Here is an 11,330-nt window from a genome sequence, read left to right on the forward strand (position 1 = left end):
CTTTGGTGGTGGGCTTGGCCTTGGGTTCCGGAGTGGGCTCCTCGGCGGCGGCCACCGGCTCGGGGACGACCTCGGCCGCCGGTTCCGGCGTCGCCTCGACGACTGGCTCGGCTTCCGCCTTTACCCCCGGCTCGGACTCCGCCTCGGTGACCGGCTCGGTCTCAGCCTCGGCGACCGGTTCAGCCTTCGCCTCCGCCTCGGCCACCGCCGTGGCGACCGGCTCGGTCACCGGCTCAGCCTCAGCCCTCGTCTCGACCTCGTTCTCCGACCCGGCCCCGTCCGCCGGCTTTGTCGGCTTGGGTACCGTCACGTTGTCGAAGGCTGCTGAGACCAGGTCGTCCGCCACCCATGGTGCGGCGGGTTCCCGCGTCGGCGCCGGGATGGAGGCCTCCGCGGGTTTCGGGGGTTCCGGCAGGGTCGGTTCCGGGGACGGTGCAGGAATCTTCGGCTCGGTGGCCTCCTGCTGAGGAGCCGACTCCGCCTCCCGCGCGGGCGCCGCCTCGGCGTCACGCCCCTTGCGTGACTTGCCGAACGCGTTCCGCAGGAGAGTGAGAATGCCCATGTGCGCAACCCTTCACGTGAGTTGTAGCCCGTCAATCCCTGGCCAGGACGGACACGTAAGGTTAGCGGGCCGAGTAGGCGATCTTGGGCAGGGTCTTTCACGGAACCCGACGGCCGTCAAGGGCGCCACTGCGCCAACCTCGCGCCCCGCCCTCACGCCAGGTATCGGCCTCTCTCATTCCGATACCGCCGCCACAGTTCACCCTCCGTTCACCCAGAGGCTGCGCACCCGCACCCGCGCCCTTCTAGCGTCACGCTGACACCAAAGGCACGTATGGGGACACCAAGGGGAGAGCAAAGTGCGCAAACTACTGCCGTTGATCGGAACGTCGTCCGGATCGCATCCTGGCGGCCGGTCCGCGATGACCTGCCGTTTCCGGTGTGGTGACGCCTGCTTCCACGAGGTTCCCAACACCAGCTCCAACGAGTACGTCGGCGATGTGATCGCCGGGGCCCTCAGCCGCCGTTCCGTGGTGCGCGCCGCCGCCGTCGTCACCGTGGCCACCGCCACCGGTGCCGCAGTGAACGTCGCCGGCGCCCAGGGTGCGGAAGCGGCCACTTCCGCCTCCCGCCCTTCCCACGCACATTCCTCCTCCGTGCCGCGCGGGCTGCGTTTCACGGCCGTCGAGCCCAACACCGCTGACGCCGTCACAGTCCCCGGCGGGTACAGCCAGAACGTCGTCATCCGCTGGGGCGAGCCCATACTCCGTGGCGCCCCCGCCTTCGACCCGGAGAAGCAGACCGCCGCCGCGCAGGCCGGCCAGTTCGGGTACAACAACGACTTCCTCGCCCTGCTCCCCCTCCACGGGAACCAGAAGCTCCTGGTCGCCAACCACGAGTACACCGACGAGATCCTGATGTTCCGCGGCTACGACGCCGCCAACCCCACCCGCGAGCAGGTCGAGATCGCCTGGGCCGCGCACGGGCTGTCCGCCGTCGTGGTCGAGGGCGACCGGCGGACCGGCAAACTCACCCCCGTACCCCGCCACCCGCTCAACCGGCGGGTCACCGCCACCACAGAGTTCCGGATCACGGGACCGGCCGCCGGGTCGGATCTCCTCAAGACCTCCACCGACCCGACCGGGCGGAAGGCCCTCGGCACCCTCAACAACTGCGCCGGCGGCACCACCCCGTGGGGGACAACCCTCCACGGCGAGGAGAACTTCAACCAGTACTTCGCCAACGCCTCCCGTGACACGGACAAGCGTTACGGCATCGGCACCGGCGCCAGCGAGCGCAAGTGGGAGCGGTTCGACAAGCGGTTCGACGTCGCCCAGGAGCCCAACGAGGTTCACCGGTTCGGGTATGTCGTCGAGTTCGACCCCTACGACCCCTCCTCCACGCCCCGCAAGCACACCGCCCTCGGACGTTTCAAGCACGAGGGTGCCACCATCCGGCTGACCTCCGACGGGCGTCCCGTCGCCTACTCCGGTGACGACGAGCGCTTCGACTACTTCTACAAGTTCGTCAGCAGCAAGCGGATGCGGCACGGGTCCTCCCGCTCCGTCCGTGAGCACAATCTCTCCCTTCTCGACGAGGGCACGCTGTACGTCGCCAAGCTCACCGGTGACTCCCCCGCCATCGAGATCGACGGTACCGGGAAGCTGCCCTCCGACGGTGAGTTCGACGGCAGCGGTACGTGGATTCCGCTGGCGACCGCCACCGCCAAGGGCGCCGTCTCGCACGTCGACGGCATGACCGCCGAGGAGGTTTTCGTCTTCACGCGGCTCGCCGGTGACAAGGTCGGCGCGACCAAGATGGACCGGCCCGAGGACATCGAGCCCAACCCGGTCACCGGCAAGGTCTACGTCGCCCTCACCAACAACACCAACCGAGGCAAGACCGGCTTCGCCGGCGCCGACGAGGCCAACCCGCGCAACCTCAACAAGCACGGACAGGTTCTCGAACTCACCGAGCGGTGGAACCGGGCCGACAGCACCTCGTTCGTCTGGACGCTCTTCCTCGTCGCCGGTGACCCGGACGACCCCGCCACCTACTTCGCGGGCTTCCCGAAGGACGACGTCAGTCCGATCTCCTGCCCGGACAACGTCGCCTTCGACCGTCACGGCAACCTGTGGATCTCCACCGACGGCGCGCAGCTCGGCTCCCACGACGGCCTGTTCGGGGTCGCCACCAAGGGTGCCCGGCGCGGTGAGCTCAAGCAGTTCCTGACCGTACCCAAGGGTGCCGAGACCTGCGGTCCGGTCATCGGGGAGCGGCAGGTGCTGGTCGCCGTGCAGCACCCGGGCGAGATCGACGGTGCCTCGGTGGAGAAGCCCGCCAGCACGTGGCCCGACGGACCGGGCACCTACGTCCGCCCGTCGGTCGTCGCCGTGTGGCGCAAGGACGGCTGCGACATCGGCGTCTGAGTCCCGAGGGGGCCGAAGGCCTACGGGAGGGCGAGGGCTGGGACAGATAAGGGTGCCGCGGTCGCCGCGGCACCCTGTTCCAGCCACTCCTGGTACGCGGGCGCCTGCCGGGCCACCTCCCCGTACGCCTCCGCCAGCGCCGGATGCACGCCGTCGAGATCCGTCTCCGTACGGGCCGCCAGCAGCAGCCGTACGCCGAGCGGGTCCCCGTGCAGCCGGCGTACCGCCATCTCGGGGCGCGGCAGGCAGGTCGGCTGGCAGACGCTGATGACCTCGCCGGTCGCCACCAGCGTGGCAGTGGTGTGGTAATCGCCGTGCAGAACACGGGGGTTGAGGCCGGCGGTGCGCAGCATGCGCAGTACGGCGTCGAACTCGCCGTCGACCGTCTCGTCCACCATCCACCGGTCGCCGGCCAGCTCGGAGAGGTGGACCACCGGTCTCGCGGTGGCCGGATGGTCGGCGGGCAGGGACACGAACTGGGGTTCCCTGTCGACCAGTACGCGCAGGCACAGGCTGTCGGGGATCCGGAGCGGACAGCCCTCCACCTCGTGCACGAACGCCACGTCCAGCTGACCGTCGGCGACCATGCGCAGCAGCGCGTTCGAGGACACGTCCATGCGGAGGGTGGGTTCCTGCCGGCGTTCGCGCAGTCGGCGCAGCCAGCCCGACAGGGCCCGGCTGCCCGTCGAGCCGATGCGCAACTGCGGGCAGTCCGCGGCGGCGGCCCGTGCCTCCGTGACCAGTGAGCGCATCTCCGCCACCAGCGGGCGGGCCCTGCTCAGTACGATCCGGCCGAGTGGCGTCGGACGGCAGCCGGTCCGGGTGCGGGTGAACAGCTCGCCGCCCAGCTCCTGTTCGATCCGGCGCAACTGGGTGCTCAACGAGGGCTGTGCCACGCCCAGTTGGCGGGCTGCCCGGTGCAGGCTGCCGGTGTCGGCTATGGCGCACAGCGCCCGGAGGTGCCTCACCTCTAGTTCCATGCGACCAGCTCCACGAGAATCATGCGCATGCACATGTCCATGCCATCCGACCCTAGGCCGGAAACCCGCGTTCCGACAGACGCACAGGGGCGGTGATAGGGCTGTGCTATCGCGACTTGCCATCATCACAGCCGCCGCACAGACACCGACACTCACGGTACGACCGACCGACTCGCCCCCACCCGAGGAGTCATCGATGCGAAGGCCCCTGTCCGGTGTCGCGACCTCGTCGGGCCGGACGCTCCCGCGTGAACCAGCTGTGGAAACGGCCGCGCGGCGGCCCTGCGCCAGCCCCCAGAAGCCTCCAGTAGCCCCAGTGCCTCCAGTAGCCCCAGTGCCCCCAGTAGCGCAATAGTCCAATAGCCCCCACCCCCCACCGGCGCGGGCCGTCCCTCTGCACAGGGACGGCCCGCGCCCCCCTTCTCCGCCCTCGCCGCCGCCACCTCCTGTCGGGAGGCGTGAGGCCGATGGGGAACTCGCGGGACATGGACTCATTATCCGTCGGACAGGCAAGGGACTCGGCGGGCTCATCCGCGCTGGTGGAGGGGTCTCGTGGAGGGTGACGTCCACGACCGGCGCGGACAGCGGGACGGCGAGGGTGGGCGCGAGCGACCAGGGCGGGAAGGCGAGCAGCCGCGGTACGGGGGGCATGGCATCGGCGTCGGCCGCTCGGCACCCGACCACGAAGTCGGCCGAGCCGAGGTCGGCCGCACCGGATCCGGCCCCCGCGCCCCGGCGATTTCAGGCTGCCGTGTCGATCCGCGTCGCGAGGAAGTCGGCCAGGGCCTTGTTGAACTCCGCGGGCCGTTCCAGGTTGGGAATGTGCGCCGAGTTCTCGATCACCCGGAGTGTGGAGTCGGCGAGGGCCGCGTGCATGGCCTCGGCGTCCGAGACCGGGGTGAAGTGGTCGTCGGCGCCCACGACGACCAGGGCCGGGACGGTGAGCCTGGTCAGCAGGGGGCGGTAGTCGGGGCGCCGTGCCCGGCCCCGGAGCGCCGCCGCCGCGCCCCGGGGGTCCGTGGCCGTCATCATTCGGTGGACGTGGGCCCTGACGCTCGCGTCGGCGTACGGGGCCACCATCTTCTCCAGCACCTCGTCGGCGTACCCGCGCATGCCCTCGTCGAGCAGCCGGTCCGCCATCGCGTTGCGGGCGAGGTGTCCCTCCGGCGTCTCCGGCGCGGGGAAGGTGTCGGCGAGGACCACGCCCCGGACGCGCTCCGGGAACCGGTCACAGCACTCCATGACGATCTGGCCGCCCATCGACAGCCCGGCGAGCACGCACGACTCCACCCCCGCGTCGTCGAGCAACTCCTCGATGTCCTGCGCGAACCGCGAGAGCGGCGTGATGGCGTCGAGGGCCGCCGGGGAGGTGCCGTAGCCGCGCAGGTCGGGGGCGATGACGCGGCGAATAGCCGAGAACTCCTCGATCTGCGGGTTCCACATCGTGTGGTCGAAGGGGTGGCCGTGCACAAGGACAAGAGGAGCAAGAGGAGTAAGAGGGGTAATGGGTGCAAAGGGTGTATGAGGTGTAAGAGGTGCAAGAGGGGGCATGCGGAAGAGCCTAGATCGACTCGACTCCTCGGTGCAATAAGATCTTTGCTCTCGGTGCAATCCGCCGGGACGGCAATTCGCTTCCGTACGGGGGTACTTCATGGACGACTACCGACGCCTCGCCGACCGGATAGCCGACGACATCGCCACCGGACGGCTCCGCCCCGGCGAACGGCTGCCTCCACAGCGGGCGTTCGCACGGCGGCGCGGGATCGCCGGGTCGACGGCCGGGCGGGTGTACGGCGAGCTCGTGCGGCGGGGACTGGTCGTCGGCGAGGTCGGACGCGGCACGTTCGTCCGGGCCGCGCCGCACCCGCCCACCGGGCGGGCGCTCGCCGAACCAACGCTGAGCGCCGGGGCCACGACGGTCAACCTGGAGCTCAACTACCCTTCCGCGCCAGGCCAGTCCGAGCTTCTCGTTCCGGCGCTCGCGCCCCTCCTGCGGCCCGACGTGCTCACCGAGGCGCTGCGCCCCGCTCCCGCCACCGGCACGGCCGAGGCCAGGGCGGCGGTCGCCCGGCTCCTGGCCACCCGGAACTGGCGGCCCGACCCCGACGGCGTCCTCTTCGCGGGCAACGCCCGGCAGGCGATCGCCGCCGCCCTCGCCTCCCTGGTCCGGCCGGGCGGCCGGGTCGGCGTCGAGGCGCTGACGTACCCGCTGGTCAAGGAGATCGCCGCCCGCCTCGGCATCACCCTCGTCCCCCTGGCCATGGACCAGGACGGTCTGCGCCCCGATGCCATCACCGCTGGCCATCGCACGGCTCCCCTGTCCGCGCTGTACGTCCAGCCGACGCTGCACAACCCGACATCGGTGACGACGGGAGAGCGGCGGAAGCGTGAACTCGCTTCTGTGCTGCGGGAACTGGGCATGTCGGTGGTGGAGGACCGGATCTGGTCGTTCCTCGTCGACTCGGACAGGGCTGACCCGGGAAGGGCCGCGGGGGTACCTCTCGCCGCCCACGTTCCCGAACTGGCCCATGTCGTCGACGGGTTGTCCAAGAGGGTCGCGCCCGGGCTCACCGTGGGCTTTCTCGTCGTACCGCCGGATCGGGCGGAAGCCGTCGCGGCGGCCGTGCGGTCGGGTGGATGGAGCGCGGGGAGGTTCGCGCTGGAGGCCGGTGTGCGGTGGGTCGAGGACGGGACCGTGGCGCGGCTCGTGGCCGCCAAGCGGCTGGACGCGGCGCGTCGACAGCGGCTGGTGGCACGGGAGTTGGCGGACGCCGGAGGCACCGTGCGGTCCGATCCGCATGCCTACTACGCCTGGTGGGAGCTGCCGGCGTCGTGGCGGGCGGACACCTTCACGGCCGCCGCCGCGGCGCACGGCATCGCCATCACACCCGGGGGCGCCTTCGCCGTGGGTCCGCAGCGGGCACCGGACGCCGTCAGACTCGGGCTCGCGTCGGCTCCGGAACCGGAACTGGCACGGGCGCTGCGGACCCTCGCCGCAGTCGCCCGGCGCGGCCGTACCGGTCCGTGAGCCACATGCCGAGGGCGACGGCGAGGCCCAGGGCGAGGAGCAGCCAGGAGACGGTGCGCAGGGTGGCGGTCAGTGCGTCGTAGACGGCGCCGGCGGCGGGCGCGGAGACACCCGGCGGCAGGTCGGCGAGGGTGAGGCGGCGGACGATCGCGAGCGCGACGCCGAGCAGCGCCCCGCCCAGCGCCGTACCGAGCGCGGTCGCCGTGATCGCCCGGCGGCGCCGTACGGCCAGCGCGATCCCGGTGACGGCGAGGACACCGGCCGTCACCGGAAGCCAGAAACCGGCGACTTCGAGCACGCGAAATCCCTTCCGGAGCGGTACGAGATCCTGCGCCGGCAGCACCGCGACCTCGGTGTGCGCGACGGGGATGTGGTTCGCCAGGGGCACATGGTCGTCGGTGAGCTGACGCTTGACCTGGGCGGTGACGGGGGCGAGGTCGATGGTCACGGCGCCCTCGCCGCCGTAACTGCCCTGCCGTTGCCACCTGTTCGGGTCGTTGCGCAGGGCGTGCAGCACGGCCTCGTGGGTGGCGCGGTTCGCCGTGTCCCACGCCGCGCGGAAGGCCTCGGTGCGGGTGAACGAGTGCACCGCGTCCTGCACGAAGTGGCTCACGGTGTCTTCGAGCGGGCCGACGTCGATCACGTGCACGATCCCGGCGCCGAGGTTGTCCGCGATCGCGTCCTGGACGTACGGGTTCTCGGCGAGCGGCGCCATCGCGGTGACGTACCGGCCGGTGTCGGCGAGCCCGTACGCCGCCCACGCCGAGAGCGCGCCGAAGGGCAGCAGAAGGCACGCGAGTGCGGTGAGGACGGCCGACAGGGCACTCCGGAGGCGGGTGGACACTCCTCCAGGCAAGGGTCCGGGGGTGGGAAACGCGAGCCGGTTGACTGCATATGGGCGTGCGGGACAAGCCTCCGCGGTGGTGCCTCCGGTGGAGCGCTCACCCGAACGGGTGTTTCCTGGTTTGGGGGAGAGACATGGGGGGCTTCGGGCAGTAGGAGGCGGCCATGCGCACCACCCCGACCCTGCGGACCATCACCGCGGCCCTGTTCACCGGCGGAATCCTCGCCGTACCAGCCGGCACGGCGATGGCGTCCGCGCCGGCCGGCTCCGACGGCTCCGGCGTCCGGGGCACCGTCGTCTCCGCCGGCGAGCTGAACCTGCGACAGCAGCCGACGACCGACTCGCGCGTCGTCGGGCGGCTGACACCGGGCAGCCACGGCCGTGTCGAGTGCTCGGTCGTCGGACAGACCGTGCGCGGCAACCCGCACTGGTACTGGCTGTCCGGCGCCAACGCCTGGGCGAGCGCCACGTTCATCGACACCGGAGGCCGGTCGGTGCCCAGTTGCACCGACCCGTGCCCGGAGTGGAAGGACGGGAAGGACGGGAAGGACGACGGTCACTGGAGCGCCTCGGGTACGTGGAGCTTCACCTGGAACGTCACCTTCACCTTCGGCTGACGGCTGAGACCGGCTGGGGAGGACCGGCTGGGACCGGCTGAGGTCAGTCCGCCCGTTGGCCGGCCGCGTCCTCGTGCGTGTAGTAGCGGTAGAACAGCACCGCGGCCACGGACGCCGCGACCGCCAGCGCGTTCCCGGTCGACCGCAGCACACTCGCCCCGGTCTGGCTGTACAGGAACCCGAACGCGATCCCCGCGAACGCGCCCCACGTCACCGCGTGCAGCTCGCGCTTCAGGCGCGGTGCCACCGCCCGTACGCCGATCAGCACGGCCATGAACGCCAGCGCGCTCACGAAGCCGAAGAGGACGTTCCAGCCGGTGATGGGACCGCCGTCGCGCCGGTTGGCCGCGGCCCAGAAGCCGTAGACCAGCCCGAGGACGACGGGCAGTGCCCGGTGCGTGGCCAGGTGGGTCCGGGCGCTGAAGATGTCGGGAAGCGTGGCATTGCCCGTTCCGCCCGCTCTGCCTGCTGTGCCCGTTCTGCCTGCTGTGCCTGCTCTGCCGGGGAAACCGGACGTCGTGTGAGCCATGAGCGTGCTCCTCACTTCTCGCCCCCGCCCTCCAGAGCACACCTGGGGAGGGCCACTGGCAAGTCGACAGAGGGCGCCGGCCGTGTTTCGCTGGGTTCCATGAGGCCGGTGCGCCCGGTGGGCACGGACGATAGTTCCGCCTTCCCGTCGCCCGTCTCCGTCCCGCGCGGCGCCGGCTGGGTGCCGCCGCTGGTGCTGCTCATCGGGATCGCGGTCCTCGACTGGAACACCACCGGCGAGTTCCGGATCATCTCCTGGATCGTGCTGGTGCCCGGGATCGCCGCCGCGCTCTGCCGGGTGGCCGGCACCGTCGTCTTCGCCGTCCTGTCCCTCGGCACCTATGTCGTCGTCGACGGCGCCTGGCCGCACCAGTACCAGACCGGGCTGCCCGACTTCATCCTCGTCGCCCTCGGCGGGCTGCTCGCCGTCCTCGCCTGCGCGGTCCGGCTGCGCGGGGAGCGGCGCATGCTGCACATGCGGGACGTCGTCGAGACCACCCGTCGTACGGTGCTGCGCCCGCTGCCGCCGGGCTGGGGCGGTCTCGACCACGCTGCGGTCTATCTGGCCGCCGACGCCGTCGCCCGCGTCGGCGGCGACTTCTACGACATCCAGCCCGGCCCGCACGGCACCCGGGTCCTCATCGGTGACGTCCAGGGCAAGGGGCTCGGCGCGGTCGAGGCCGCCGCCGCCCTGCTGGGCACGTTCCGGGAGGCCGGGTACCACGAACCGGCGCTCGCGGCCGTCGCGGAACGCCTGGAGGTACGGATGCTGCGGCACGGCCGGTACCGGGCGGCCGTCGGCCGGGGCGACGGCGACCGGTTCGCCACGGCCGTCCTCATCGGCTTTCCCCTGGAGCGAGGGGCCGGGCTCGTCGCCGAGGTCGTCAACTTCGGGCACGACCCTTCCCTGATCGTGTCCCCCGATGGTGTGCGGAGCCTGCCGCCGGGGGACGGACTCCCGCTGGGGCTCAGCGAGTTGACCCCGGGCGACGGCGGGCTGCCGTCCGTGGTGCGGGTGCCGCTCGCCGCCGGGGAGACGCTGCTCCTCGTCACCGACGGCGTCACCGAGGCCCGGGACACCGAGGGGGCGTTCTTCCCGCTGCGTGAACGCGTCGCCGATGCCGTCGCCGCCGATCCGCGGACCGCCGATCCGCAGCGCCTCGTGGCGTACGTACGGGACGGCACGCTGCGGCACTGCGGCGGGCGTCTCGCCGACGACACCACGGTGTTCGCGGTGCGTGCGGCGGGAGCACCGTCCGGTACAAGTCGTTCATAGAGGGCCATAGCCCTACCGGCAATCCCCCTTCGCAGTCGCACCGGTTACGGTGCTGCCTAGGCATGTGACCGACGTGAGGGGAGGGACCGTGGCAGGGGCGACGGGATCAATCGGCTCAACGACCGGAACCGCGCTGCTGCTTGCCGCCTCGCCCGTGGGCAAGGGCTGTCTCGTGGACGCGGCGTCCGTGCTGCCCGTTCTCGCCGCCGTCGCCCCCGCCGTGCTGGCCGGCACCGACACCGCGAACGTCGTCGAACTCGCCGATCCGCTGGAGCCGCAGGCCGTACTCACCCGGCTGCGTGCCGCCGCGGTGGCCCCCGGGCCGCTCACCGTCTACCTCACCGGGCAGATCCAACTCGACCGCAAACAGCACCTTCCGCATCTCGCCCTGGCTCGTACGACCCCCGCGACGGTCCGCTACACCGCGTTCCCGTGGCACTGGATCGCGGAGGAGCTGCGGTTGCGGGCGCCGGGGACCACGACCCTGTTCCTCGACCTGCACGCCGATGCCGCCGCGTGGCAGTACGTCACCGGGCGGCCGTTCGCTGCGGGGCGGGGGGTGAGCGTGTACGGGAGGGTGGCTCCGCCGCCGCCTCGGCGGGCGGTGGCCGTGCCGGCGTACATGCGGACGGTCGCGACGATTCTGCGCAGCGGGCACCGGCCGGATGCGGGGCAGTTGCATCAGCAGGCGCTCGGGCGGTTGTCGTCGGAGGGGGCGGCTTACGGGGATGTGGTGCTGGCGTGGGATGCGGTTGCGGGGGGCGGGGCGGGGGTTGACGCCGGGTTGGTTTCGCCCCCGCCGCCCCTACCCGTCCCATCCCTGGGGGCTGCGCCCCCAGACCCCCCTACGGCGCTGAACGGGCCTCGTCCTCGAACACCGGGTACAGCCGGAGAGGCAACGGGCCCGGTCGAAGAGGCAACCTTCCCTCTCGAAGAGGCACTGTCCCGAGTCGAAGGGGCGCCGTTCCCCGTAGAAGGGGCACTGTTTCCCGCCGTAGAAGCGCAGTCTCGCCCCGGAGCGGCAACGTTCCCCGTCGAAGAGGCGCCGTCTCGCCCCGAAGGGGCACTGTTCCCCGCCGGGGAGGCGCCGTTCCGCCCTGAAGGGGCACTGTTTCCCGCCGGGGAGG

Annotated in this window: 9 protein-coding genes and 1 pseudogene; 5 read left to right on the plus strand and 5 right to left on the minus strand. The window is 71.7% G+C overall.

Annotation, left to right across the window (positions count from 1 at the left end; translation table 11 throughout):
• Window positions 1–562 (minus strand): annotated as a pseudogene (locus tag RB628_RS05275) (Toxic cation resistance protein); the annotation flags it as partial.
• A 298-nt stretch (window positions 563–860) separates the two neighbouring features.
• Here RB628_RS05275 and RB628_RS05280 point away from each other — a divergent pair.
• Window positions 861–2,930: a PhoX family phosphatase gene (locus RB628_RS05280; RefSeq protein ID WP_318319084.1), complete on the plus strand. Its 2,070-nt coding sequence runs from the start codon at window positions 861–863 to the stop codon at window positions 2,928–2,930.
• A gap of 20 nt (window positions 2,931–2,950) precedes the next feature.
• Here RB628_RS05280 and RB628_RS05285 read toward each other — a convergent pair whose 3' ends face one another.
• Both RB628_RS05285 and RB628_RS05290 read right to left on the minus strand, forming a co-directional pair.
• Entirely contained in the window at window positions 2,951–3,910 is a 960-nt protein-coding gene (locus RB628_RS05285; RefSeq protein ID WP_318319085.1) for a LysR family transcriptional regulator, read from the minus strand.
• Between the two features lie 741 nt (window positions 3,911–4,651).
• Complete coding sequence (locus RB628_RS05290) at window positions 4,652–5,461, minus strand: alpha/beta hydrolase (protein ID WP_318319086.1); 810 nt, start codon at window positions 5,459–5,461, stop codon at window positions 4,652–4,654.
• A gap of 100 nt (window positions 5,462–5,561) precedes the next feature.
• Between RB628_RS05290 and RB628_RS05295 the strand changes: the two genes are divergently transcribed.
• A complete protein-coding gene (locus RB628_RS05295) occupies window positions 5,562–6,938 on the plus strand; it encodes a PLP-dependent aminotransferase family protein (RefSeq protein WP_318319087.1) in 1,377 nt (458 codons plus the stop codon).
• Here the strand turns inward: RB628_RS05295 and RB628_RS05300 are convergent.
• A complete protein-coding gene (locus RB628_RS05300) occupies window positions 6,844–7,782 on the minus strand; it encodes a hypothetical protein (protein WP_318319088.1) in 939 nt (312 codons plus the stop codon). The genes RB628_RS05295 and RB628_RS05300 overlap by 95 nt on opposite strands.
• A 164-nt stretch (window positions 7,783–7,946) precedes the next feature.
• On the opposite strand from RB628_RS05300, the gene RB628_RS05305 reads away from it, so the two are divergent.
• Window positions 7,947–8,399, plus strand: coding sequence for an SH3 domain-containing protein (locus RB628_RS05305; protein ID WP_318319089.1), 453 nt, complete (start codon window positions 7,947–7,949; stop codon window positions 8,397–8,399).
• Window positions 8,400–8,442: 43 nt separating this feature from the next.
• On the opposite strand, the gene RB628_RS05310 is transcribed toward RB628_RS05305, so the two are convergent.
• A complete protein-coding gene (locus RB628_RS05310) occupies window positions 8,443–8,928 on the minus strand; it encodes a hypothetical protein (RefSeq protein WP_318319091.1) in 486 nt (161 codons plus the stop codon).
• Between the two features lie 99 nt (window positions 8,929–9,027).
• On the opposite strand from RB628_RS05310, the gene RB628_RS05315 reads away from it, so the two are divergent.
• Window positions 9,028–10,203, plus strand: a complete 1,176-nt coding sequence (locus RB628_RS05315) for a PP2C family protein-serine/threonine phosphatase (RefSeq protein WP_318319092.1) — start codon at window positions 9,028–9,030, stop codon at window positions 10,201–10,203.
• A gap of 88 nt (window positions 10,204–10,291) precedes the next feature.
• On the plus strand, window positions 10,292–11,330 hold a 1,039-nt coding region (locus RB628_RS05320), incomplete at its 3' end, for a hypothetical protein (protein ID WP_318319093.1).

Origin of the sequence: Streptomyces sp. ADMS (assembly GCF_033441795.1) — a bacterium.
Classification (GTDB): domain Bacteria; phylum Actinomycetota; class Actinomycetes; order Streptomycetales; family Streptomycetaceae; genus Streptomyces.

Coding starts and splice junctions, on each gene's coding strand:
- RB628_RS05290 (WP_318319086.1), bottom strand. CDS start 5,461: ATGCCCCCTCTTGCACCTCTTACACCTCATACACCCTTTGCACCCATT.
- RB628_RS05285 (WP_318319085.1), bottom strand. CDS start 3,910: ATGGAACTAGAGGTGAGGCACCTCCGGGCGCTGTGCGCCATAGCCGAC.
- RB628_RS05305 (WP_318319089.1), top strand. CDS start 7,947: ATGCGCACCACCCCGACCCTGCGGACCATCACCGCGGCCCTGTTCACC.
- RB628_RS05315 (WP_318319092.1), top strand. CDS start 9,028: ATGAGGCCGGTGCGCCCGGTGGGCACGGACGATAGTTCCGCCTTCCCG.
- RB628_RS05295 (WP_318319087.1), top strand. CDS start 5,562: ATGGACGACTACCGACGCCTCGCCGACCGGATAGCCGACGACATCGCC.
- RB628_RS05310 (WP_318319091.1), bottom strand. CDS start 8,928: ATGGCTCACACGACGTCCGGTTTCCCCGGCAGAGCAGGCACAGCAGGC.